The sequence below is a fragment of the Calothrix sp. 336/3 genome (assembly GCF_000734895.2).
Lineage (GTDB): Bacteria > Cyanobacteriota > Cyanobacteriia > Cyanobacteriales > Nostocaceae > 336-3.
In genome coordinates this window covers 5,836,501-5,861,070 of the sequence record NZ_CP011382.1, presented here as the reverse complement: position 1 = coordinate 5,861,070, position 24,570 = coordinate 5,836,501, and the positions used below count along the sequence as shown (strand labels likewise).

25 protein-coding genes are annotated in these 24,570 nt (G+C 42.1%); 16 read left to right on the top strand and 9 right to left on the bottom strand.

Annotated features, from left to right (window positions below):
* Positions 1-2 precede the first annotated feature (2 nt).
* The 6 genes from IJ00_RS24420 to IJ00_RS24395 all read left to right on the top strand — a co-directional run bounded on the left by IJ00_RS24420 (position 3) and on the right by IJ00_RS24395 (position 4,799).
* Positions 3-242: a 2Fe-2S iron-sulfur cluster-binding protein gene (locus IJ00_RS24420; RefSeq protein ID WP_035157727.1), complete on the top strand. Its 240-nt coding sequence runs from the start codon at positions 3-5 to the stop codon at positions 240-242.
* 531 nt (positions 243-773) lie between these two features.
* Positions 774-1,913, top strand: coding sequence for a sulfate ABC transporter substrate-binding protein (locus IJ00_RS24415; RefSeq protein WP_035157725.1), 1,140 nt, complete (start codon positions 774-776; stop codon positions 1,911-1,913).
* Positions 1,914-1,999: 86 nt separating this feature from the next.
* Positions 2,000-2,905, top strand: a complete 906-nt coding sequence (cysT, locus tag IJ00_RS24410) for a sulfate ABC transporter permease subunit CysT (protein WP_035157723.1) — start codon at positions 2,000-2,002, stop codon at positions 2,903-2,905.
* The gene (gene cysW / locus IJ00_RS24405) at positions 2,889-3,719 is read left to right on the top strand and encodes a sulfate ABC transporter permease subunit CysW (RefSeq protein WP_035157721.1); all 831 of its coding nucleotides are present in this window, start codon (positions 2,889-2,891) and stop codon (positions 3,717-3,719) included. Before cysT ends, cysW begins: the two co-directional genes overlap by 17 nt.
* A gap of 53 nt (positions 3,720-3,772) precedes the next feature.
* On the top strand, positions 3,773-4,039 hold the full coding sequence (locus IJ00_RS24400) for an NIL domain-containing protein (protein ID WP_035157718.1): 267 nt from the start codon (positions 3,773-3,775) through the stop codon (positions 4,037-4,039).
* A 286-nt stretch (positions 4,040-4,325) separates the two neighbouring features.
* Positions 4,326-4,799 carry a CRR6 family NdhI maturation factor gene (locus IJ00_RS24395; RefSeq protein WP_035157715.1) on the top strand — a complete coding sequence of 158 codons (474 nt, stop codon included), beginning with the start codon at positions 4,326-4,328 and terminating at the stop codon, positions 4,797-4,799.
* 11 nt (positions 4,800-4,810) lie between these two features.
* Here the strand turns inward: IJ00_RS24395 and IJ00_RS24390 are convergent, their stop codons facing one another.
* Complete coding sequence (locus IJ00_RS24390) at positions 4,811-5,563, bottom strand: hypothetical protein (RefSeq protein ID WP_035157712.1); 753 nt, start codon at positions 5,561-5,563, stop codon at positions 4,811-4,813.
* Positions 5,564-6,557: 994 nt separating this feature from the next.
* Positions 6,558-7,517, bottom strand: coding sequence for a glycosyltransferase family 9 protein (locus tag IJ00_RS24385; RefSeq protein ID WP_035157709.1), 960 nt, complete (start codon positions 7,515-7,517; stop codon positions 6,558-6,560).
* 280 nt (positions 7,518-7,797) lie between these two features.
* On the opposite strand from IJ00_RS24385, the gene IJ00_RS24380 reads away from it, so the two are divergent.
* Positions 7,798-8,496 carry a DUF502 domain-containing protein gene (locus IJ00_RS24380; RefSeq protein ID WP_035157707.1) on the top strand — a complete coding sequence of 233 codons (699 nt, stop codon included), beginning with the start codon at positions 7,798-7,800 and terminating at the stop codon, positions 8,494-8,496.
* A gap of 65 nt (positions 8,497-8,561) precedes the next feature.
* Positions 8,562-9,626 (top strand): anthranilate phosphoribosyltransferase, encoded by a 1,065-nt coding sequence (gene trpD / locus IJ00_RS24375; RefSeq protein ID WP_035157705.1) that lies wholly within the window; start codon positions 8,562-8,564, stop codon positions 9,624-9,626.
* Here the strand turns inward: trpD and IJ00_RS24370 are convergent.
* A complete protein-coding gene (locus tag IJ00_RS24370; protein WP_035157702.1) occupies positions 9,556-10,638 on the bottom strand; it encodes a TIGR02281 family clan AA aspartic protease in 1,083 nt (360 codons plus the stop codon). The genes trpD and IJ00_RS24370 overlap by 71 nt on opposite strands.
* Positions 10,639-10,974: 336 nt before the next feature.
* Here IJ00_RS24370 and carA point away from each other — a divergent pair, with 336 nt between their 5' ends.
* From carA to IJ00_RS24345, 5 genes are all read left to right on the top strand, one after another.
* Positions 10,975-12,141 (top strand): glutamine-hydrolyzing carbamoyl-phosphate synthase small subunit, encoded by a 1,167-nt coding sequence (gene carA / locus IJ00_RS24365; protein WP_035159572.1) that lies wholly within the window; start codon positions 10,975-10,977, stop codon positions 12,139-12,141.
* A gap of 205 nt (positions 12,142-12,346) precedes the next feature.
* Positions 12,347-12,718 (top strand): STAS domain-containing protein, encoded by a 372-nt coding sequence (locus IJ00_RS24360; RefSeq protein WP_082127388.1) that lies wholly within the window; start codon positions 12,347-12,349, stop codon positions 12,716-12,718.
* 750 nt (positions 12,719-13,468) lie between these two features.
* Positions 13,469-13,951, top strand: a complete 483-nt coding sequence (locus IJ00_RS24355) for a Mini-ribonuclease 3 (RefSeq protein WP_035157696.1) — start codon at positions 13,469-13,471, stop codon at positions 13,949-13,951.
* A 104-nt stretch (positions 13,952-14,055) separates the two neighbouring features.
* Positions 14,056-15,036: a 23S rRNA (guanosine(2251)-2'-O)-methyltransferase RlmB gene (gene rlmB, locus IJ00_RS24350; RefSeq protein WP_035159571.1), complete on the top strand. Its 981-nt coding sequence runs from the start codon at positions 14,056-14,058 to the stop codon at positions 15,034-15,036.
* A gap of 82 nt (positions 15,037-15,118) precedes the next feature.
* The gene (locus tag IJ00_RS24345; protein WP_035157694.1) at positions 15,119-15,421 is read left to right on the top strand and encodes a DUF1816 domain-containing protein; all 303 of its coding nucleotides are present in this window, start codon (positions 15,119-15,121) and stop codon (positions 15,419-15,421) included.
* 254 nt (positions 15,422-15,675) lie between these two features.
* Here the strand turns inward: IJ00_RS24345 and IJ00_RS24340 are convergent, their stop codons facing one another.
* Positions 15,676-16,509, bottom strand: a complete 834-nt coding sequence (locus IJ00_RS24340) for an alpha/beta fold hydrolase (protein WP_371259624.1) — start codon at positions 16,507-16,509, stop codon at positions 15,676-15,678.
* Positions 16,510-16,636: 127 nt separating this feature from the next.
* Here IJ00_RS24340 and IJ00_RS24335 point away from each other — a divergent pair, with 127 nt between their 5' ends.
* Both IJ00_RS24335 and IJ00_RS24330 read left to right on the top strand, forming a co-directional pair.
* Positions 16,637-17,440 carry a DUF2993 domain-containing protein gene (locus tag IJ00_RS24335; protein ID WP_035157690.1) on the top strand — a complete coding sequence of 268 codons (804 nt, stop codon included), beginning with the start codon at positions 16,637-16,639 and terminating at the stop codon, positions 17,438-17,440.
* Between the two features lie 389 nt (positions 17,441-17,829).
* Entirely contained in the window at positions 17,830-18,420 is a 591-nt protein-coding gene (locus tag IJ00_RS24330; RefSeq protein ID WP_035157688.1) for a GerMN domain-containing protein, read from the top strand.
* A 218-nt stretch (positions 18,421-18,638) separates the two neighbouring features.
* Here the strand turns inward: IJ00_RS24330 and IJ00_RS24325 are convergent, their stop codons facing one another.
* The 4 genes from IJ00_RS24325 to IJ00_RS24310 form a co-directional block, all read right to left on the bottom strand.
* On the bottom strand, positions 18,639-18,986 hold the full coding sequence (locus tag IJ00_RS24325) for a metalloregulator ArsR/SmtB family transcription factor (protein WP_035157687.1): 348 nt from the start codon (positions 18,984-18,986) through the stop codon (positions 18,639-18,641).
* Positions 18,987-19,054: 68 nt separating this feature from the next.
* Positions 19,055-19,576 carry an acetyl-CoA carboxylase biotin carboxyl carrier protein gene (gene accB, locus IJ00_RS24320; RefSeq protein ID WP_035157685.1) on the bottom strand — a complete coding sequence of 174 codons (522 nt, stop codon included), beginning with the start codon at positions 19,574-19,576 and terminating at the stop codon, positions 19,055-19,057.
* A gap of 190 nt (positions 19,577-19,766) precedes the next feature.
* On the bottom strand, positions 19,767-20,324 hold the full coding sequence (efp, locus tag IJ00_RS24315) for an elongation factor P (protein WP_035157682.1): 558 nt from the start codon (positions 20,322-20,324) through the stop codon (positions 19,767-19,769).
* A gap of 61 nt (positions 20,325-20,385) precedes the next feature.
* Positions 20,386-20,631, bottom strand: coding sequence for a hypothetical protein (locus tag IJ00_RS24310; RefSeq protein WP_035157679.1), 246 nt, complete (start codon positions 20,629-20,631; stop codon positions 20,386-20,388).
* Positions 20,632-21,143: 512 nt separating this feature from the next.
* Here IJ00_RS24310 and IJ00_RS24305 point away from each other — a divergent pair.
* A complete protein-coding gene (locus IJ00_RS24305; RefSeq protein WP_035157675.1) occupies positions 21,144-23,672 on the top strand; it encodes a sigma 54-interacting transcriptional regulator in 2,529 nt (842 codons plus the stop codon).
* A gap of 217 nt (positions 23,673-23,889) precedes the next feature.
* On the opposite strand, the gene IJ00_RS24300 is transcribed toward IJ00_RS24305, so the two are convergent.
* Entirely contained in the window at positions 23,890-24,375 is a 486-nt protein-coding gene (locus IJ00_RS24300) for an NADAR family protein (protein ID WP_035157673.1), read from the bottom strand.
* Positions 24,376-24,570 lie beyond the last annotated feature (195 nt).

Below are 24,570 nucleotides of genomic sequence, written 5' to 3'. Positions count from 1 at the left end.
TCATGACTATTCGCGTCCATTTTCTCCCAGATGATGTTACTGTTGATGCCCAAGTTGGGGAACCCCTCCTAGATGTTGCAGAAAGAGCTGGGGTTTTTATCCCCACTGGTTGTCTCATGGGTTCATGTCATGCTTGTACTGTGGAAATAGAAGCAGGTGATATGATTCGCGCTTGTATCACCGCAGTTCCACCGGGACGCGAAAAGTTAACAATTAATTTGTTTAGTGACCCAACTTGGTAATTTAATAGGATTTATGTCCCTCAGTAAAAACACTGGCTCAAAAATGGGGGACTTCTCAAGATGCTGCCTAGGGAGTAGGGAGTAATGAGTAACAAGTAATGAGTAATGAGTAATGAGTAATGAGTAACAAGTAATGGGTAATGAGTTCGTGGTAGGGCAACCCATGGACTTGTTAGATTTAATACTTTTATTGAGCTTGCCAGCGCCTTACATTTTATTCTACATGTGTAGTGGGAGCGTCTCGCTCTCTATTTTTTGAACGTGGGTAAGCCTGCTGTCGAAGGAAGTAAAGGATGCCCATATTACGGAAATATCATGTTTTAAATAATACAATACTACCCCCATCAGTTGACTCAGATTCCCCGAAATCAATCACAGCCACCCACAATTATTTATAAATCTCCATATTTCCTATCGAAAATATAGAGTTTTACTCTTGCATTTTGCCTCAGACATCTGTACCATCTATTACCATGACAATTATATACGGTATTCCGACCAGATAACCGTATGTTTTCAGTAGGAGAAAATATGGATTTTTGGCAGCGCACATTCAGGTGGATATCTGAGTTACATCTAGAAAGTAAATTGCGGTTGAACTCCCTCAGAAGCTTAGTATCCTTGTTTGTAGTTGGGATAATGTTGAGTGTGGCGATCGCTGCTTGTTCTAGTGGTAGCAATACAAGTACTTCTAGCGACAATCCTACCGCGAAATCAGTGGCTGCCAACAAAAAGGATGTGGAAATTACCCTTGTTTCCTTTGCTGTCACCAAAACTGCCCATGACGCAATCATTCCTAAGTTCGTAGAAAAGTGGAAAACAGAACATAATCAAAATGTTACATTTAAACAGAGTTATGGTGGTTCTGGTTCTCAAACCCGTGCAGTCATTGATGGTTTAGAAGCAGATATAGTTCACCTAGCTTTGGCTCTAGACACAGCTAAAATTGAAAAAGCAGGTTTAATAGAAGCGGGATGGGAAAAAGAACTGCCCAATAATGCTGTTGTTTCTAAATCCGTGGCAGCTTTAGTCACCCGTGAAGGTAATCCCAAAGGTATCAAAACCTGGGCAGACTTAGAGAAAGATGGAATTAAATTAATTACAGCCGATCCTAAAACATCGGGGATTGCGCGGTGGAATTTCCTCGCTTTATGGAATTCGGTAATCAAAACTGGTGGAGATGACAAGAAAGCTTTAGATTTTGTCACGAAAATCTACACCAATAACGTAGCACTACTGACTAAAGATGCACGGGAAGCAAGTGATGCCTTCTTCAAACAGGGGCAAGGAGATGCTTTAATTAACTACGAAAACGAAATTATTCTTGCCCAACAAAAAGGTGAGAAAGTTAATTATGTCATCCCTGAGGTGAATGTCTCCATTGATAATCCCATTGCCCTAGTGGATAAAAATGTTGACAAACATGGTAATCGTGAAGTTGCCCAAGCTTTTGTTGAGTATTTATTTACACCAGAAGCCCAGGAAGAATTTGCTAAAGTCGGTTTTCGCCCTGTAGATACCACTACCGCAGCAACTAAAGCTCTTGCAGATAAATATCCAAAAGTCAGCAATCTTGGTAATGTCCAAGACTACGGTGGTTGGGATGCCGTACAAAAGAAATTCTTTGAAGATGGTGCTGTTTTTGACCAAATTCAAGCAAAGAAAAAGTAGTTTTAGGTAATAGGTAAATAGTTTACAGAAAAATACTTTTTACCTTTGCCTTTTTCCTTTTCCCCTTTTCCTTTTCCCCGACTTTTATGACTGTTCTGTCTCCTCAACGTTCCTCACCTCCACGCACCCCCGAAGGCAAAAACTTTTTGAGCCAATTAGCAAAAGTGCCTTGGGCTTGGGTTGTGACTTTTGGCTATTTAACGTTCATGTTATTGCTGCCGATTTTGGCAATGTTTGCCAAGGCGATTACAGAACCACCAGCAGAGTTTTGGAGAATTGCCACTAGTCCCATTGCCCTGGCTACATACGACGTAACTTTTGTCACTTCTTTCCTCACTGCTCTGCTCAATGGTGTTTTCGGAACTATTGTTGCTTGGGTGCTAGTTAGGTACGATTTCCCCTTAAAAAGGTTAGTTGATGCATCCGTAGATTTACCGTTTGCCTTACCAACAGCAGTAGCAGGTTTAACCTTAGCAACGGTTTATAGTGATAATGGTTGGATTGGTTCTATATTCGCACCCCAGGGATTGATTGGTGCTTGGTTTCCACCGGATGGAATCAAAATATCCTTTACTCGTTTAGGGGTAGCGATCGCCATGACATTTATTTCCTTTCCTTTTGTCGTACGTACTGTACAACCAGTGCTTCAGGAAATGGAAGAAGAAATTGAAGAAGCTGCTTGGAGTCTGGGAGCTTCCCAATGGCAAACTTTTTGGAAAGTGATTTTTCCACCTCTTTTCCCCACAATTTTAACGGGGATGGCATTAGGTTTTTCCCGTGCAGTCGGGGAATATGGTTCTACAGTAATTATTGCCTCAAATACGCCCTTCAAAGATTTAATTGCTCCGGTGCTAATTTTCCAACGCTTGGAACAGTATGACTATTCTGGGGCAACGGTTATTGGTATGGTGCTATTACTAATTTCCTTAGTGCTGCTATTAGCTATCAACCTTCTACAAGCTTGGGGAAAACGTTATGACGCGCAGAAATGAGAAAAAAAGCATTGTCCCGATGATTCTCATTGGTATCACGATCGCCTATCTATCCTTGATACTTTATATACCAGCGCTGAATGTTTTTATCCAGGCATTCCATAAAGGTATTGGTCCCTTTTTACACAATCTACAGTCAGCTAATTTTCTGGGTGCGGCTTGGCTCACACTGACACTTGCCCTAATTGCCGTGCCAATTAATACAGTATTTGGGCTTTGTGCTGCCTGGGCGATCGCTCGCAACAAATTCCCCGGTCGTGCCCTACTATTAAGTATTATTGACCTACCTTTCTCCATCTCCCCCGTAGTTGCAGGTTTAATGATAGTTTTGCTTTACGGCAGAAATGGCTGGTTTGGTAGTTGGCTACAAGCCCATGACATCAAAATTATCTTTTCCTTCCCTGGAATGGCTCTAGCTACAGCCTTCGTCAGTATGCCCTTTGTTGCTCGTGAAGTCATCCCCGTTTTAGAAGAAGTTGGCAGCGATCAAGAAGAAGCAGCAAAAACCCTTGGAGCTAACGGTTGGCAAACGTTTTGGCGTGTCACCCTCCCAAATATTCGCTGGGGTTTACTCTACGGCTTAATTTTAACTAACGCTAGAGCTATGGGGGAATTTGGTGCTGTCTCTGTAGTTTCTGGTAACATCGCCGGCAAAACCCAAAGCTTACCCCTATTTATTGAAGATGCTTACAAACAGTATGAAACAGAAGCAGCCTACTCCGCAGCTGTTTTGTTAGCTCTTCTAGCTGTAGTTACTTTGGTATTAAAAGAAATTTTAGAACGGAAAACCGGAGGAGGTAAAAAAACGGTTTAACAGTGAGGAGATTGGATTGATATTGTCAATTATAACCACTAAAATACAGACCTATGTTGACAGAAAATCACATCAATCACAAAAGAATTCGTGTGAGAATTCCTAGAGATTACCATCAAGAACCCGTAATATCTCGTCTAGTTTCTGACTGTGGGCTCACAATTAATATCACAGCAGCAATTTTAGGAGCAAACGCTGTAGGAGATGGTTGGTTTGATTTAGATTTAAAGGGTACAAATGAACAAATAGCTCATGGTTTGCAATATCTCCACGATTTAAAGTTAGAAGTTTGGGATGGTAGTGAACCTAGTGCATGGTAAACCATAATTACGAAAGTTTGAAGTACAATCGCTCTCATAAATAGGTTTTTATCTATGACGGTGAAGGGGTTCACCAGGGGGTGAGAAATTTCTCCTCCTGTAAAGTTGCTGATACCAGAAGTCTATAGGAAATCTTGTACAAACAGATTTTGACGGGTGTTGGTAAAATGCTGGCAAAGTTCGGAATTGAAATACCCCTTCCCCTTTATCCTGATTCTGGAAAAAGTCTATTGACTAATGGCTGAAAGCTGCTAGTCTGAAAAATCGAGGTTTCTTTTAACTTTCTATGTCTGTCACCATCACTCTCAACCCCGAATCCATTCATTCTCTGGATATTTCCCCCGTCACCAGCATTATTGAAGCAGTAATACAAGAGGGTACAGCATTAGCCCAGGAACAACAATTAAGTTTTCAAATAGATTACCCTTTAGAAGCAGGTGATCCACGGGAATTATCGGAAGTTGCGGAAGTGCGCTTGTGGTTTGTACGTTTAGATGCGCGCTATCCTTGGTTGCCATTTTTCCTGAATTGGAAAGAGGGAGAATTAGCTCGTTACACAGCGATGCTCGTACCCCATCAATTTACGAAAAAAGAGGGAATTCAATACAATCCAGAAGCCTTAGAAATTTTTCTGATGGGGAAAATTTTTGTTTTGAGTGCATGGTTAAAACAACAAGATATCCCATCCCAATCTCGTTTACAAGCAATGGCTCAACTGCTAGGTTATGAGTTGGATGATGGCTTTTTTAGTTTGTTTTAACGACAAAACATTTAGTAGCTATTAACACGAGAAATGAGATGTAATGCCGCATTAAAAGCATACTCTACTGCTTGAGATTTACTCGGTAATGCTGATTGCCAGATACGATAATCGTTATATTCAAAAATCAGGTGGGCAATATCATCTATCTCCGTAGTTTCCATAATTAATTGTTGAGCTACGCGAAACTCTGCCTCTGTTCCACCTTGATCAATTATCCCTTGAGCCGATGCAATTAATTTACTCAAAATCACCCTTTTATATTGCTTTCCTGCTCCTTCCGAAAATATGGATATTGAGTTTAAAGCGGTGAATTCCTCTAAAACAATATTGGCGATCGCCTGACTCTGATAATTATTATATGCTTCAGGTAAACTTACTTCGATGAAATCACTTTCTTGATATTTATATACTAGGTATTCCCAAACATCCATCGCTTCATGTTTGAGCTTTTGCCCACAAATTAACTTCTGTAGCAAGTCGTCACTAGTATTTATTGACACATCAATTACGATTTTTTCTTCCCCAGGAGGGCAATCGTAGATAACGTATGTCCAAATTTCTCCCTGGTTTTGATAAAAAGTGATAGTTCCATCTAGATGATTTTCGGTATAGATATTACCTGCACCATCCCCGGATGCCAGTATCTTAGTATCATTTAAATACTGAATCTCGCGGAATAAATTGGTCACATGATGGGGTAATGTTTCTACTTGAATGTATCTTTTACAACTATTAATAAAGCTATGTAATTGAATTACCATGAATTACCCTTTTTACATAGATTATGTTTACTTGATAAACCCTAATATCCTTTTTGCAGAATCAGTTTAATTTTATACACTGGCAACTAAATATTCTCGAATTACTTATTGCATAAATCGGTTAGCCCGTATGAATGTTAGCCAATCAAAAATCTGGTAAAGTTAATCGATACAGTTGCAAATTCAACATAAACTTGCTTGAATGTACATAAACTACAATCATATTTATTTTTTCACTATTTTCAAAATAACACTTTGGTGAAACAAATATGGTTTTATAGTTAACCCTAATTGCGGAAAATCAAGATTTTTATCAGTCAATTAAGATACCAGATAATACAGATAGCAAAAATTCTATCTATAAAATCAGAACATCTCTTTTTTAACTGAAACGCAGGAATTATAGAGGGAAATTATTTTTTTCAAAACTACCTGAAGGAGTAGTAACTACCCCAACGGTCTGGTGAAGTAATATTGATATTTTCAGGCAGCTATATAATTGTTAGCCAAATCATTATAATTAGGAAAACTAAAGTATAGATATCAAACAAGATAATGTCAATCTTCTTTTATCTCAATCTCAAAGAATAATGCCCCAATTCAGCATTGAGACACTATGCTTTATTAATAAATATTACAATTTTCCTCATCGTTATCATTATCACAGCAAAAGTGATTAATCTCCGACTTTTATCGCTGCTGTGGGGGTAGCTTTACATCCTTTGCTAAACCGATTGTTCTTAAGAACCAAATCATCCACCAAGTCATATCTATTTCCCACCATTGCCATCCACTTGGCAAGCTGATTCGCAAATTACCCGGAATTGCGGCAATTGTCTGGAATTTGATACTGCTTTATCTGATTAAACCAATTGATACAGAAGCATTACGGGAAACTGTTCGTTAAGGGCGATCGCTGTTGGCTAAAATTGCGCGATCGCCCCAAAATTTGGATGAATTGCCGCCACTAGACTATGACCAGTAATATGACCAGTTAGCCACCCCAGATTTTGGTCAGAACTGTTTTGGCAGGAATATCCGTGATTTTGCCAGTAGAAGACTTCACCCCGACAAAGCGATCGCTCTGGGGCAAAAGTTGTTTTGGCTCTCCATCACCAAATAGGGCAATTGTATAGGTTTGTACAGCAACACTGAGATGCATGGGCGCATGATCTGTACAGAGCATTAAATTTGCCCCAGCAATCATCGCAGCTAGCTTACCCAAGTCACTGGGAAAAGTCACCTTGATAGTTGGAACAGCATCCTTGAGAGGACGGACAAATTCTCCATCATCAGCAGATTGCACAACGACGAGGGGAATGTCTGGTTGTTTCTCTTGAATATCCTTGATAATTTCCACCCAGCTAGCAGAGGGATAAATTCTCTCTCTACCAGCTTTTCCCGCTCCATGGCAAAAACCAGGATGGAGCAAAACATATCCAGTTTCCTTGACTCCTAATTTCAATTGTTCCTTATCTGCCCAATCAATATCAGGTTTGGGAACATTCACCGCTAATTCTGGACAGGGTGACTTAATCCCAAAACCTTGAAGTAGATCATGGTAGCTAGCAGCGAAATACTGCTGTGTTTTCTGGGGGAACGATTGAGTCAGAAACTTGGAAATACTACCTTGATAACCGATACGAGTGGGAATCCCCGTCAACCACAGTACAAGACCTAATGACCAACTTTGTCCTAAGACAATAACTGCATCATACTCGCGATCGCGCAGGGAACCGACCAAGTTACCCCAATCAGCTAAACTGTTACGGTCTTGAAAATCAAAGGTTAAGACCTCATTCACAGACTTACTCAGTTTGTAAGCAGGTTTGGAACGCGGTTCAGTCACCACATCAATCTGAGCGTCGGGATAATTTCGCTTCAGGTCATCTAAAGTGGGGAAAAATAAAATTTGGTCGCCAATTCCACCAGGGACAAGGGCTACTACTCGCATATTATTAATTTACGATTACTCGCTAATTATTTTAGGAGAATCCCTTGAGAATTACTCGTATTCCCATGACAATTAGCAGAAAATGGGTGATGGGTAATTTATTAATGGATAATAAATAATAGCAAACGGTTGACAGTTAACCGCTAACGGGATACTGAAAAACCAACCTTTCCCCGAAACCTTCCTCATTGGGGATCATAGATGAGTAACTAATTGTTAAACTAAATGTGAAATGTGATTCATCTAAAATTCCCCTAGCCGAAAAAAGGAGAATCAGGGTTTGGCGATCGCACGGTGGAAACAGGATTTAAAAAACGACCTGATTGCAGGTTTACTAGTGGTAATTCCACTGGCAACCACAATTTGGTTAACAATCACTATTGCCAATTGGGTAATTGATTTTCTCACACGAGTTCCCAAACAGTTGAATCCTTTTGATGGACTACATCCGTTACTGGTGAACTTGTTGAACCTCTTGGTGGGATTGACTGTACCACTATTGAGTATTCTAATTATTGGTTTAATGGCAAGGAATATTGCCGGACGTTGGTTACTAGATTTTGGTGAACGTTCCTTAGCAGCAATTCCCCTAGCCGGACAAGTATACAAAACTCTCAAACAACTTTTAGAAACCATACTCAAAGATAGTAATGGTAAGTTCCGTCGAGTCGTGCTAGTCGAATACCCCCGTCGAGGAATGTGGGCGATCGCCTTTGTGACTGGAACCATGAGCGATGATATTCAATCACGCATCTCCACACCTGTAATCAGCATCTTCATTCCTACCACCCCCAATCCCACCACTGGTTGGTATGCAGTCATCCCAGAAAATGAAGTCATAAATTTATCCATGTCCATCGAAGACGCATTTAAAATTGTTGTCTCCGGGGGTATTGTCTCCCCTACTAACCCTTTAACCCCCCTTACCATACCTCAGCCACATCATCAATTAGATGTTTCTTCTTTACCCATAGAATAGTTTTGACAATTGAGCCATGGCAAATTGTGAGAAAATGATGGCGCTTACTTTTTTGCCTCCTTGCTATGAGCCAATTGCCGATTTCCCCTTCCCAACCTACTGGAAACTGGTCTGCCCTACTGCAACAATTACTAGATAAACAATCCCTATCTCGTAATCAAGCTGCTGAATTGATGGAAGGATGGCTGAGTGAAGCAATTCCTCCCGAACTATCAGGAGCGATTTTAACTGCAATTCAGTGCCAAGGCGTATCCCCAGAAGAATTAGCCGGAATGGCAGAGGTTTTACAATCCCAGTCCCTAGGAGAAACCACAACTCAAATTCCCACTCCCCTCGTCGATACCTGTGGTACTGGTGGTGATGGAGCTTCAACTTTTAATATTTCCACCGCAGTTGCGTTTGTAACTGCTGCTTGCGGTGTTCCCGTAGCCAAGCATGGCAATCGTTCCGCTTCTAGTCGTGTGGGGAGTGCGGATGTTTTAGAAGCCCTAGGTATCAATTTGACAGCTCCTAGTGAGCGAGTACAAGCCGCAGTCAAAGAAGTAGGGATTACCTTTCTCTTCGCTCCTGGATGGCATCCAGCCCTGAAATCTGTAGCCGGAATTCGCAAAACACTGAAAGTCAGAACTGTATTTAATTTACTTGGTCCCCTCGTGAATCCTCTCCACCCCACGGGGCAAGTTATTGGGGTCTTTAATCCTCAGTTGCTGGCAACTATTGCTACATCTCTGCAATACTTGGGAACGGCAAAGGCAATTGTATTGCATGGTAGGGAAAGGCTGGATGAAGCGGGACTGGGTGATATTACGGATTTAGCAGTATTAGCAGATGGCAAAGTCCAGCAAACTACTCTCAATCCCCAGGAATTAGATTTAACTCCGGCTCCACTGATAGCTTTACAAGGTGGAGATGTGTCAGAAAATGCAGAAATTCTCCGAAATGTCTTGCAGGGCAAGGGAACAAAAGCCCAGGAAGATGTTGTGGCATTAAATGCCGCTTTAGCTTTACAAGTAGGTGAGGCAGTTCCTTTATTGGATCATGCCCAGGGCATAAAACTGGCTAGGGAGACTCTTCAGACGGGGGCAGCTTGGAGGAAGTTGGAGGAATTAGTCCAGTTTCTACAGGGTTAGCTTGGGAATAGGAGGGGGGACGGAATTCTACAGAATCACGTTTAATGGTAATTTCGTACTCCCCAAAAAAGTCATGTCCTAGGAGTCCGGTTTCTAATTCTACTCCGGCGATCGCCACTGCCACTCGACGCACGGTTAAACCACCCACCGCAATCGTATCGACATAGGCAATGGGAAACTCAACTGCCTTAGCGCTAGCTGTATTTGCCTTGGCTTTACCTACAGTCACCACATTTAAAGCATTTGCCATGGCTTGGGTAATCACAGTGCCACTCGCCCCAGTATCGACAATCATCTCAAAACTTTGATTGCCATTAAAAGTTACTTCAATAATCGGTGTACCGCCTACCCGACGTTTAATCGGAGCCACAATCACCCCTGGTTCAGTTCGGCGTTTTGTCGGTACGGCAAATACCTGTTGTTGTTGTGTCACACTGGGTGTCGCCGTGGGTACGGTAATGGAAGTTTGAGTTTGAGGACGGGAGTCAGGGAGGATTTTGGGGGATGGCTGAGTTTTTGCCGCCTCAGAAATTGCCCCCTGGGGAACTGTCACCGCCATTCTTCTATTCTCAGGTTGAGTGATTGCCGACGTACGTATCACTGACTGCTTTTGTGCGTATCGCATTTGTTTGTGATACTCAGAGATTTTAGTTTGGGCGCTAACAAAGTAGGGACTCAGCTTTTTGACTTGCTGCATAATCGCGATCGCCTCTCGATACTGGCTAGCGACTAAATTCCAATCCCCAGTAGATTGGGCAGACTGACTGATACTAAAAGCCCCAGCAGCTTTATCCAACGCCGATTCATAGGCGGCTAAACTGACAGAGTCCTCCCCCTGAATGTGGGGACTTTGGGAAACTGAATTTTCGACAGCAGCACTAGGTGCAGGTGGCTCAGGTTGAGGTGTTACAGTAGTCCGGACATTTTGCCTCGAATGGCAGGCAGAAGTCAAAACAGTCGAGATGAACACCAAAAAAATAAGTGTTATCCGGGGTAAATAAGACTGATGCATAATTAATTCTGATTTTAACTGTCATCGGATGCTCAAATCTACTGTTTTGAAAATGGGAAGTGAAACTGCATCTATTGTGAGATTACCTCCTGAGGTCGCAATGGCAAAACTCCACTTTTGATTATGGACAAGGCTGAATCCAGTTATCCTTATTTTGACAATTTCATTGCCAATTCCCGATCCATTCCTCAATATATTTGCAGAATATTTACCAAGAAGTTAGCAAATCCCCAATCTGATCAAAAACTTTCCACTTTAAAATCATCCAGCCATGGCATAATTAACCATCGCAACCGACAATTGACAACCGACAAATATCCACCACCAAAATCGCCTATGCCCCTGTCTGACGCAATACCTGCTTTGCTTGTCCTCGCAGATGGAACCGCCTATCGAGGTTGGTCTTTTGGTGCTACTGGCACAGCGATCGGAGAAGTGGTGTTTAACACTGGCATGACTGGATATCAAGAAGTACTCACCGATCCTAGCTACTGCGGTCAGATCGTCATTTTTACTTATCCAGAATTAGGTAATACCGGTGTTAACCCCGAAGATGAAGAATCTGAACGTCCACAGGTGCGAGGGGCGATCGCTCGCAATATTTGTCCCCGTCCCAGTAACTGGCGTTCTACCCAATCTTTACCAGACTACCTCAAACAATACCAAATCCCCGGCATTTACGGCATCGATACCCGCGCCCTGACTCGGAAAATTCGTACCCATGGAGCTATGAATGGAGGGATTTCCACGGACATTCTCGACGAAGCAGAATTACTGGAAAAAGTCCTCGCAGCGCCCAATATGCAAGGTTTAAACCTCGTCCAAGAAGTCACCACTTCTACAGTTTATGAATGGTCTGACCCCACTCCGGCAAATTGGCAATATGGTTCCCCGGCGATCGCTGACAATCAAGAAACCCTCACCGTTGTGGCTCTAGATTTCGGCGTGAAACGAAACATTCTCCGCCGTCTGGCTAGTTATGGCTGTCGCGTAATTGTCGTACCTGCCGATACCTCGGCGGCGGAAATTCTCCAGCATAACCCCGATGGCATTTTCCTTTCCAACGGACCAGGAGACCCCGCAGCAGTCACAGAAGGGATTGAAACCACGAAAAACCTCCTGCAAAGCCAAAAACCTATGTTTGGTATTTGTATGGGACACCAAATTCTGGGACAAGCCCTAGGTGCAACTACTTTTAAACTGAAATTTGGTCATCGCGGTTTAAATCAACCCGCAGGTTTACAGCAAAAAGTAGAAATCACGAGTCAAAATCATAGCTTTGCGATTAACCCTGACTCTTTACCTAACAATCATGTGGAAATCAGTCATCTGAATTTAAACGACTTAACCATTGCCGGAGTCAGTCACAAAACTCTGCCAGTCTTCTCCGTACAATACCACCCAGAAGCATCTCCTGGTCCCCATGATGCAGATTATCTATTTGCCAAGTTTGTCCAAGCAATGCAAACAGCAAAACAAGCCACATCTGCCACAGTCAGGTAAAAATGAAGAGAGTGGAAATTTCTGCTCGTTAGGGGTAAGTGCTTAAACCACTTCACCAGTGATTTGAACACAACCATGATTTCCTATGGATAAATTATCAATTGCTTGGCTCTTGACAAAATTACCCCTAACCACTCGGTAAGTTGTAGACAACTTACCTCAAAACCATATATACTGGAGCGTTCATCGTTAACAGGAGGAGGGAATTATTGCTGAACCACTGAATCTCACCGTAAGCCTGCGGGGTACTCGTGAAGTCCGGGATAACTGTCAGCTGTTCCGCCTCACAGGTTTATTAGACGCTTTTTCTGAGCCGACATTTCGCAAGGTACTAGGCAACAAAATTGATGAAGGTCCCAAAAATATTATTTTGGATCTTTCCCAAATTGACTTTGTTGACAGTTCTGGTTTGGGAGCTTTGGTACAGCTTGCCAAACAGGCGCAAACTGCCAGTGGTACTTTGCAAATTGTCACCAATGCTCGCGTCACCCAAACGGTCAAGCTTGTACGCTTAGAGAAATTCCTTGCCCTGCAAACATCAGTTGATGCGGCTTTGGAAAATCTCAACCAATCCTAATAGCTTGACCATAAACAAAATTAGCTATCCGATTTTTGCATCTGGATAGCTTAATTTTGGTAAGAAGTAAATTGTATGGCAGTTCCCAATTAGATTAAGGCTTTTAACAAATCCTTACAGTCTGAAATAGTTTGTGAGATATTACCCCTGCTATAGTTCTATTTTCCGAAGAATTGGAAAATGTACAAAGGCATTCTGTCAATCTTCAGGGCAACGGTCAAAAAATTGTCACTTTGACCTAACCAATCTTGCCGCAAAGCATATATAGTATTATATCTCCCAGTAAATTATTAATATATCGGTACAAACCAAGACTAGGTAGCTATGTAGGTACTTGTTAATAGGGAGCAATCCCGAAAAAAAACTGAAAAATTTGCAACTCCTTAACTTCTTCATCACATTGATGCTATGGTCTAAACTATCACCCTAATTAGGTATATAGTTTTCATTCAATGGGTATATCCAAATAAAGCAAGGAAAAGGGTATTGGCATTAGGCAATAAGAAGAGTTGGAAATGCTCTCACCTCTAACCTATTTTCAAGTTAGTCAATTATGAAACACTCTCACAACTAGAGATAAGCCTGTTGGGTATCGGGGATAAATTACGTCATGGAAATCATAAATCATGACCAAATAATCAGGATTTCCCCTTGTGCTATTTTCCAGCTACTTCGACTAGTAAAAGTACTATCCCAATCATTAATCCTGCCCCCACCCTGTCAATATTAGCCATCAGGAATAGTTAGCTTGTGGAATCAAAGGAGGAAAAACAATTACAGTCTCAGGATGAACCAATAAACATGGAGTCGTCTTGGTGTAATATGGCGGGCGTAACTCTTGAGCTATTGTCGCCAACAGTTTCTTCTCTTAGTCAAGTACGGCAGCTATCTCCTCCAGCTTTGGCATATTTAGGGGATGCAGTATATGAACTGTACGTGAGGGCGTTCTATCTCCTGCCACCACAGCGTTCGGATGCTTATCACCGTTTAGTGGTAGCACAAGTCAGAGCAGAGGCACAAGCAGAACTATTGCGATCGCTGACTCCTCACCTCAAAGATACCGAATTAGAAGTTGTTCGTCGGGGTCGTAATGCTGCTACAGGTCGTCCAAAGCGGGTTAATCCCCAAACATATCAGCAAGCAACAGGTTTAGAAACCTTAATTGGTTATCTATATTTAACTGATTTCCAGCGTTTGATGGAATTACTGCAAAAACTTCAACTGCAAAAATAGCGGTGAAATCCTCCTCACGATAGCGGAATCACACAAGTAGATTCAGTATATTTTGAGATGACAGGATGCCCACTATTCAGCTATACCTCAAATTTTATTCAACCATGACAAATAAACCTAAGAAAGCAAACTCTACTGCTGAAAATAATGGTGGGCAACCTTTGAAACTCAAAGGCAAGCGTGTTGTTACTAGACAAATTCGTCACCCCCGTCCAGGAGAGGACAAATTTGTTGCCCCTGGTTCCCGTCCTAGTCGTCGTCCTCGTCCTCCCCTACTAGTGGAGAAACCACCAGAGGAAGATTGTGATCTGATTTATGGTCGCCATCCTGTTTTGACTGCTTTAGAAAATGAGCGGAATCTCAACCGCATTTGGATTACTGCGCGTCTGCGTTACGATCCCCGATTTCATTCTTTAATTGCCCGCGCCAAGGAAAATGGTGCCATCATTGATGAAGTTGAACCAAAGCGTTTGGATCAAATTACCTTTGCCGCAAACCACCAAGGTATAGCAGCTCAAGTCTCTCCCCATGAGTATATGGACTTGCATGAGTTGATTGAGCAAGCCAAAAAGGTGAATGATCCCGTGATTGTTGCTGCGGATGGTATTACCGATCCCCATAATTTGGGGGCAATTATCCGTACTGCTGAAGCGATTGGCGCTCAAGGTCTAATTATCCCCCAACGTCGGGCTTCGGGAGTCACCTCCACAGTGATGAAAGTAGCAGCAGGTGCTTTAGAAAACTTCCCTGTGGCGAGGGTGGTGAATTTACACCGGGCTTTAGAAGAGTTAAAATCTTCAGGCTTCTGGATTTATGGTACTGCCGCCGAAGCTAGCGAAAGCGTACATACGGTTGATTTCAATGGGGCGATCGTTTTGGTCGTTGGTGCAGAAGGTGAAGGTTTAAGTTTGTTGACACAAAAATGTTGTGATTTTTTGGTGTCAATTCCGCTACAAGGGAAGACGCCGAGCCTGAATGCCTCTGTAGCTGCGGGTATGACCCTCTATGAAATTTATCGCCAGCGTTGGAATAACACGTTGTATTTGGATAAATTACAAAAAAAATCTTGGAAAAAAGAATCGTAACAGAGTATAAAGAAGTGTAAAGACAATCATCACTAACAGTCCATTTAAAACCGATTACCACGTTTAGAAATCGACAAAAACCATGAAAACCATTTGGGATAATTTTAAGGAATTGTTGATTAATGCCTCTGAGGGCTTAGGTCTGGTTTGGTGGGTAGAAGTTGTAACCCAAAATCCCCGTTGCACCTACTACTTTGGACCATTCCTAAGTTCCACAGAAGCCCAAGCGGCGACTAAAGGTTACGTAGAAGATTTGGAAACGGAAGGAGCGCAGGGCATTAAGGTAGAGATCAAACGTTGTAAGCCAAGCAATCTGACGATTGCTGATGACTTGGGGGAACGGATTGACCGTAAAGTAAAGCCTGCCTTTAGCGGTCAAATATAATGCTAGCAGGGGGCAGCGACTAAGGAATAGAAGACAGTGAGTTAATTTACTATCCAAGGTAGTTTTAATTTTGGTAGATAGATTCTCACTGTTGGGTAATCCGCGATCGCTCATAACTGTTTATAAGGCTAGTTTCTCATCGACTACAAAATCGTATTTAGTCGCATTCTCAATATTTATTTGTATTTAGACTTATCTACAGCTGTGCTTGTGAGCCTAATTTTGGGTGTTCACAGTGGAGTTGGTGGGTAAGTCTATTGACTTTCCGGGGAGTGGACGGTATTTTCCTGGTTCTCTGATAACCATTGATCGATGTCTGCTAGTAATTGCTGGGGGATTTCCCAGGGAAGTAGGTGAGCGGTGTTGGGGTAGCAATAGTATTGGCTGTTAACCAGATGTGCGGATGTTTCTTGGCTCGCTTCAGGGGTTATGTGTCTATCTTGGGCACCGCATAGTACTAAACTAGGGCAAGTAATATTTTTTAAGTCAGGCACTCTGTTGTAGCCTGCCCGAATGGCTGTATAGAGAGCGTTGGTGGCTGCTGGGGATGTTTGTAGGTAGGCTGGAACGGCAGCTTGGGCAATGTAGTTGTATGCTGTGGGGTGGTGCTGTTGAATCAGGTAACGAAACAGCGATCGCCGACCAAAAGTCTGAATATTCCACCGCCATCCCGGCTTAACTAAATTTAACAGTGCCGCAATCCCTGTATATAAATTATCTTGCCAAGTGATGGGTGGATGATTGCCCCGAGGTCTGGCAGCTGTAGCAACCAGGATTAACCCTGTCACCCTTTCTGGAAAACGCAGGGCTAGTTCCATCGCTAAGATACCGCCTAAAGACCATCCCAATACCAGGAACTTATCAATATTTAACTGGTCTAGGAGAGCCTCTAAGTCATGTAAATGGTCTTCCATAGCAAAATCATCACGGAAGCGACTTTTGCCGTATCCGCGCAAATCTGGGGCAATAGTCCGATAACCTTGCTGGAGATGGCTGGTAAATACACCCATACTCGCACCGGAACCGGGATGACCATGTAAACAAAGAAGCGGAAAACCAGCACCTTGGATTTGTGTATTGAGTTTCAATGGACAGATAAGGGGTTAAAGGGTTAAAAGCTTAAGGGATTAGGGAGTTCAAGGGGAAATAATTCTTACCTATTTCCAACTTCTCTGGTAAATTTAGGGGCATTCCGATGTTGAAATTTTTACTTTCATGGAATTTCTGACAATTTTTCTTTCCAGTTTACTGGGTATTTTCACCCCTGCGGGGCTAATCGTGGAACGTACCGCAGAAAAAGCCATTCGTTCTCAATTGACCCCAGAAGGGGAATTACTAGTACGTGTTGATAATGCTCCTACCCATGGATTATTGCAAGGGAAGGTGACAAAGTTACGGATTGCGGGACGTTCATTGCAATTGAAAAAGCAGGATATTCGGATTTCTCTTTTAGAGTTAGAGACCGATGAAATTGTCTTGAATTTACGTCGTTTTAATCAGAAGCGCCCCCAATTCCAACAACCAATACAGGCAGGTGTACGATTAGTTTTAACCCCAGAAGATGTCAATAAATTTTTGCAATCGCCGACATTTACCTCTAGATTACAAAAATTTACCTCCTTGGGAAGTGGTAATAATAACTTGCAGTCACCTGGTATTAATTTACAGCATCCCAAAATAATTTTTTCTGAGAATAATCGTTTTGAGTTTCAGGGTGAATTGGCACAAAACAATCAACAGCCTTTGCCGATAAAAATATCTTCGGGATTGGGTATAGTTCGTGGTAGACAGTTAAAATTGATTGAGCCTGTCATATTTGTTGGTGGTCAACAGGTTCCGTCACAATTTGTTAACTTAGTTGTTAAAAATATTAACCAAAGATTAGACCTAGGTCATTTAGATGCGGGTGGGCTAACTCTGAGAATTCTGAAATTAGAAATGCAGCCAAAAGCGTTAGAAGTAGCAATTTTTATACGGATTGAACCGACATCTCAATTTTGGGAAACTTCAGATTCTTAGATAACGTCATGAGTTATAGATTTTATGAGATAAATTGTATTGAATTTGGGGTGGAATAGAATTTTTTGTTAGACAATTTATTGGAATCTGAATATTATACCGATTTACGGGAAATAAGCAGGAATAAAGAATTAAGGTAATGCCATGTTGAATATGGGCTGGGTAACAGAGAATCCCTCTGTAGCGCAAATTAGTATGGATTTATTTTCCGATACATTGTGCAAATTGCTGTCAGCTAATGATTCTGTGAGAATAGACCTAGGTCTGAAAATTCAGTGAGCAGAAAACATTTCTCAACAAAGCTGGTTACTGAGAATTACTTCCCAGGTTTTATCTACTAAATTTGATAGTGATTATTCTATTTTGAGAATTTTAGGAAGGTTCGTTATATGAAACAAGAAGGTTCAAATCGGATTTCGTCTGGTGTGATTGCTGCGATCGCCGCTGCTGTGGTGGCGGTGAGTGGTGGTGTAGCTTGGTATGCTTGGAATTCTCCCCAAAATACGCCGGGAACAGGGATAGAACAACCCAATGGAACCCCATCAATTGAAAAGTCGGCAGAGATTTATTGGTTACAAGCTACGGATAAAAGTTTTAAATTAGTACCCCAGGCAATTAAGGTAAAAGTTGCGAAGGATGATGGGCAGCAGGTGTTAGCTGCCGCCTTTGATACTTTGCTAGCCGGTCCGACGGAAGGAACTAACTCTAGTACTATTCCCCAGGGAACCAAATTATTGGGTTTAAAGGTAAAGAGTGATGGTGTCCATGTGAATCTATCAACCGAGTACACCAGTGGTGGTGGTAGCGCTTCGATGATTGGACGTTTAGGACAGGTAGTTTACACAGCAACAGCAACTAACCCTACAGGTAAGGTATTTATTGAGGTTAATGGCAAACAATTAGATGTTTTGGGTGGAGAAGGATTGGAGTTGGAACAACCTTTAACCAGAGCAAGTTTTGATAAGAATTATCAACTTTAGGTCTTAACCGTGATGAATCGTGTTTGGAAAAATTGATAAAAATGGGAATTGGGAATTGGGGAGTTCAGGAATACTATGTGGGTTCTCTGTAAGAGTAACGACTCAACAGACGCTCCATAGTAATTTTCCTTTATAACCCGTATCCCTCCCTGATTTACCAGAAAGTAGCTGGTTGCATAGTCGTAAATATTTGCATATTACTTACTACCGAGGGATTGCTACTTAGTTGTATTCAAAACACGAAAATTCCGGGCTTGCTGTTCTAGCCTGTTAGCTAGGCGATCGCAAACCCGGTTACATAACTCAAAAATCATGTCGTCTTCCACACGGTAGTAGGCACAGGTTCCCTCGCTGCGGCGGCTGAGAATTCCCGCTTGCCACATTACCTTGAGGTGTTTAGAGACATTGGCTTGAGATGTCTGGGTTGCCTCTACCAACTCTTGTACGCATTTTTCATCATCCCGCAGCAGATGCAACAGTCGTAAACGCATTGGTTCACTGAGTAAGCTGAAATACTCAGCTACTTGTTGCACGACTTCTGGCGGTACAGGCAACATTTGTTTCATTACTGTTTGACCCGCAAGAACTGGACTAAACAAATTTGACAATGATCATTCGTTATATAGATTAATACTTAATCAGGGTTTATTCGCATCAAAACTTGACCATATTCTACAGGTTCACCATTTTGGGCGAGTATTTCCACTATCTGTCCAGATACTTCAGCTTCAATTTCATTCATCAGTTTCATGGCTTCAATGATACATACCGTTTGGTTAGAACGGACGCGATCGCCAACTTCTGCAAAGGCTGATTCTCCTGGTGCTGGTGCGCGGTAGAAAGTCCCTACCATTGGGGAGGTGACATCAACATATTTTTTCTGTTCGATGGGTGAGGGAGCGCTGGGAGATTGCCCACCTCCATTTGTGGTTGGTTCTGGGGGGCGTGGGGTTTCGGGATTGCTGACGGCGACGGGGGAAGGGGCTGCGGGGATAACTGGTAAACTGGTTGCAGCCATAGGTAAGATTTGTGCTGGCAGATTTACAGCCTTACGGACTGTAATCTCAAATTCGTCGCTTTTGAGAATAACTTCTGTAATATCGGTTTGGGCGATCGCCGCTAATAATTCCCGAATTTCTTTAAAATCCAATGCCACTGCTTTTATTACCTCTATAACAATCGTTAATAGGCGTTTGGGTAAAGTAGAATCTTAAATTCAGTACAGCAAAGCGGAAATTCAAATATCATCCTGGAATTTGCCTTCCGCATCACAGCACTGGCAGGAGAATAAAATGACTGAAAAAATGGAAATAGGGGATTTCCATCTTTATCAGCGAATTACTCAGCTACTCCCTGCCCAAATATTTGTCATCACGGGTGTCGATACGAATCCGTTCACCTTGGGAAATAAATAGGGGAACCATGACAGTTGCACCAGTTTCTACAGTTGCTGGTTTAGTGCCACCTGTTGCCGTATCACCTTTGACACCAGGGTCAGTTTGTGTAATTTCTAGAACTACTGAATTAGGTAATTCTACTTCCATAACTTGGTCGCCCCAGCGCACAACGTTCACTTCCATACCTTCTTTAAGATATTTGACGCGATCGCCAATCTGGGCAGCACTCAGTCTACCTTCTTCGTAGGTTTCCATATCCATAAAGACGTAATCATCGCCCTCTTTATAGGTATGTTGCATCGTACTTTTTTCCAGAGTAGCTTGGGGTACAGTTTCACCTGCTCGGAATGTTCTTTCTACAACACCACCAGTCTGGGCATTTTTTAATTTAGTTCTGACGAAGGCGGAACCCTTACCTGGCTTAACGTGGAGGAATTCCACTACCCGCCACACAGAACCATCTAATACAATCGAAACACCAGGTCGAAAGTCGTTACTGGAGATCATGAAGCTTTTAATGTTTGGAAGACAATCGGCATTTATTGTACCCCTCCAAGGTGGAAATTAGTCAAAGAGTTGGTCGGGTGTTGTGTGCTGGGTACTTTTTGCTGGGTAATTTTGTCGGTAAAAAGTGGTGACTATTACCTATCAGCTTTGGAGAGCGAATTTGTAGACCAATCATAGCGGAATTTACTGGGAAGTGGCGCTCTGTGCAGACAAAATGTGGTTGATGCCAAACCTTGCCAATCAGGATACCTGGGGGAAAAGAGATTCTGGCTGATGGTTGGAGAATCTGCCAGGTTGAAAAGTTCAAGTTTGAAACATTTCCTTTACTTTTCCTTTCCCTACTTCTGCAAGCATTTTACTACATAGCTTTTAGGCTTGTAGACTTGGCAGCAAGGTTATCTGTGAGGGAACTTACCCCATTGTGACGAGTTGGGAAAACTACTATCACTGTCATGGAAGACAAAATTTGGGCAAAACTTTCCCAAACTCCAACTATTACGCAGGAAAAACGCCACTAACAGGATAATTCACCCTAAATATCTCAGAGATTATCTGAATCTACACCCATCAGTGGTTTATTTCCTATTTTTGATAGTAAGTAACCGGGTGGAATTCAAATATAAGCTGTGGTAGGTTCGGTTGAAGTCTGAAATCTAACGCCCCCATAGGTTACGCTACCGCTAAACCATCCTACAAACTACTCATTACTCATTACTCATTACTTACTTGCTGGCGATTGCCATTTGAAAATTATCAATTAGGTGACAATTCACGGGATAATTTGTCTATACAGTCGGCGGTGCGGAGCAACCCACCATCATGACATCTTCAGATATTGCGATTTGGTTACAGGAACGCACTGCCTTAGGGATTTTATCTCCTCAGGTGCTAGGGGCGATCGCCCAGGTAATTACGGAAAAAACCTTACCTGCTGATGCGATTTTGGTACGGGAGGGTAGTGTTCCGGATGGATTGTATATTTTATTGCAGGGACAGTTAGAAAGTGGTTGTGTTAACTCTCAAAACTCAGGTTTAGAAAGGGGTTTTTTACCGGGGGCAGTAATTCATCTGCAAGAATTATTACTACGGGAGTCTGCCCAATGTACGATTACTACCCTGAGCGAATCTCATTTGTGGATGATTCCCGCAGACAAGTTCCAGGAATTAATTGCCCAATATCCCGAAATTGCCCAAGCTGTCTCTCGTTTACTGGTACAGGAATTAGCTCAGTTAACCTCTGCTTTTACCTATGAACAGGAAAGGGCGATCGCTCTACGTCCCTATGTTGTCACAAAAGCGAAGCGGGGAATTGTCGGTAGTAGTCGTTATGCAGTGAAATTACGAGAACAAATTCGTCAAGCTGCCAGTCATCGCGGTTCAGTATTGATTTTTGGGGAACCAGGATTAGAAAAAGATAATATTGCTGCCTTAATTCATTTCGGTTCTCCCCAGCGTCACGAACCAATAATTAAAGTCAACTGTAGTATTTTGCAAACCAGTGGTGCTGACTTGTTTGGCAGAGTGGGGGGTAAACCGGGTTTATTGGAGTGGTTGGGGGAAGGAACCCTAATTTTAAATAATATTCAAGAAACTCCACCAGAATTACTCCCTGCTCTGGCAAATTTATTGAGAACTAGCAAGTATAAACCTGTGACTCGTTCCCAGGAAGAGATGGTGTCCTTGGAAAGAATGAGTTTGGCAAGGATATTAATTGTTGCCGAGAAAACAGACAAAAATATTGAAAAATGTGTACATCAACTGATCAAAGTACCGCCACTCAGGGTACGAAAAACAGATATTAAATCTCAGGTAGAATACTATATCAATTTGTATTCCCTAGCACGGGGAATCGTTAAACCAAAAGTCACACCAGAAGCTCTACGACGCTTGCAATCCTACGACTTTCCCGGAAATTTGAAGGAGTTAGAAAATTTAGTCCAGAGGGCGATCGTGCAAGCTGGGGGAGCCAAGGAGTTAACAGAGGAAATTTTTTGGTCAGTAGAAACGAAGAAAAAGCAATTTCGGGTGAATTTGCTGAATTTATATCCAGGATTGCGAAAATTCCTCAGAAGTCCCTGGTGGCCAGATAGAATTAACTATGGTTTTACAGCCTTTGCCTTTGCCTTTATTGTCGCAGTTCTATTTTTCGGACCTCAAACCCGCGATCGCAACTTTGTTTTAAACTTCTTTTGGGCTTGGTGGTGGACTGGTTTTCTTTTCCTATTCCCTTTCCTGGGTAGGGTGTGGTGTGCTGTTTGCCCATTCATGATATATGGTGAAATTACTCAGAAGATTTCTTTAAAATTATTTCCTAGAGAACTGCGCAAATGGGAGCGACAAGCAGCAGAAAAATGGGGTGGGTGGTTTCTTTTTGGTTTATTTGCCCTGATTTTCCTCTGGGAGGAACTTTGGGATTTAGAAAATACAGCCTACCTTTCTGGTTGTTTACTCCTACTGATTACCTCCGGAGCAGTAATTTTTTCTACTATCTTTGAGCGACGTTTTTGGTGTCGTTATCTCTGCCCCATTGGGGGAATGAATGGTTTATTTGCGAAACTATCAATGACGGAACTCCGCGCCCAACAAGGGATTTGCTCCGCTACCTGTACTACCTACCAGTGTTATAAAGGTGGTCCTCAGAAGGGAGAAGGAATGGCAAGCGATGGTTGTCCGTTATACTCTCACCCTGCCCAGTTAACTGATAATAAAGATTGCGTTCTGTGCATGACTTGCTTGAAAGCTTGTCCCCACCGCTCCGTAGAATTTAACCTCCGTCCCCCTGGAATTGAACTCTGGACAACCCATGTTCCCCACAGCTATGAAGTCGCTTTGTTATTTTTAATGCTCGGTGGAGTATATTTGCATCGCTTGCCGGAAATACAATCTTGGTTGGGCTTGAACTTCGACTTGCAGCAATTTTTACCACACCTAGAATTATCTTTATTGGCGCTTTGTGTACCAATTATCCCCATCCTGATTGTCTACGCTCTCATGTACTGGATGAATTTTGGGCGCAAACCCAAACAATTTATTGAACTAGCCTATGGGTATTTACCCTTAGTTCTAGGTGCAAATTTAGCTCATTATTTACGTTTGGGATTGGGGGAAGGAGGGCGGATTTTACCTGTCACCTTTACTACCTTTGGTTTAAATGGGGACAAATTGCCTACCTTAGTAGCTCATCCTGCGGTGATTAGCTTTTTACAGGGAACTACTTTAATTTTTGCTGTCCTTTTATCGATGATTCTGACGCAAAAAATTGCCCGTCAACCAATTAGAAGCTTAGTTTGGCAGCACCTAGGGATAATAGGTTTAGGTTTGAGTCTGTGGAGAATTATTGTTGCTTAATAATAAAATTGTGCCAAGAATTGATGCTCCCCTACCCTAGCTTGAAAAAAGGGAGTAGGGAAGATGAAAGAGCTAAAAGCTGATCAAGTGAGAGCTAATAGCTTTTTTATGGATTCTGATATACGTCAATCAACTAAGCTTCTGAGAAAAAATATCATTTTTATTTGGGTATTCCTCACTATTTATATGACTAGAAAAATGGAACTAAAGAAGGATTCTAGGAATATAGAGAGGTGCTACGGTAGGTGTCTATTTGCATCAGGTGGAAAATTTCTGTTCGGACTCTCATGAGAATTTTACCTAATTGGTTTTCTCCTGTTTGGTTAGCACCACAACCCCAAAAATAGTCTACTGGAGAATTTTCTATTAACAACTCATCACCTGTATTACAAAGTATTTCCTGAATATCTTTATGGTGAATAAACTTAGCAAAAACAGCTTGGTACATCACATCTGTTTTCACTTTTTCCCAGTCTGAACGTACTTGGCGATCGCTACAACGTCCCAATGCTGCTGCCTGTTCTGGGGTTTCTGCGACGCGAATCACAGGTATAATAGCGGCATCCTTTGTACCGACAAACTTTTGCGCTTGGTAATAATGTTCTACGGTACTCCAATAGGTATCTTGCATTTTGATACCATGATAGGAAAAATTAGAAAAACAACCGTAGGGTTGCCAAGCTTTATAGAAGTAAATAGTCATTTCAAAATTGGATATAATCTTGGTTGTATTTTAGATGGGGATTGAAAATGATACTCATGAATACTATTCATCAGTTATCTTTGTATTCGTAAATGATAAACTACATGGCAAATGGCACAAAAGTTAACTTTGGAAAGACAAAAGTCAAAAATCTTTTTTCATTATGCCATTTACTCTTGAATACTTAGCTATATT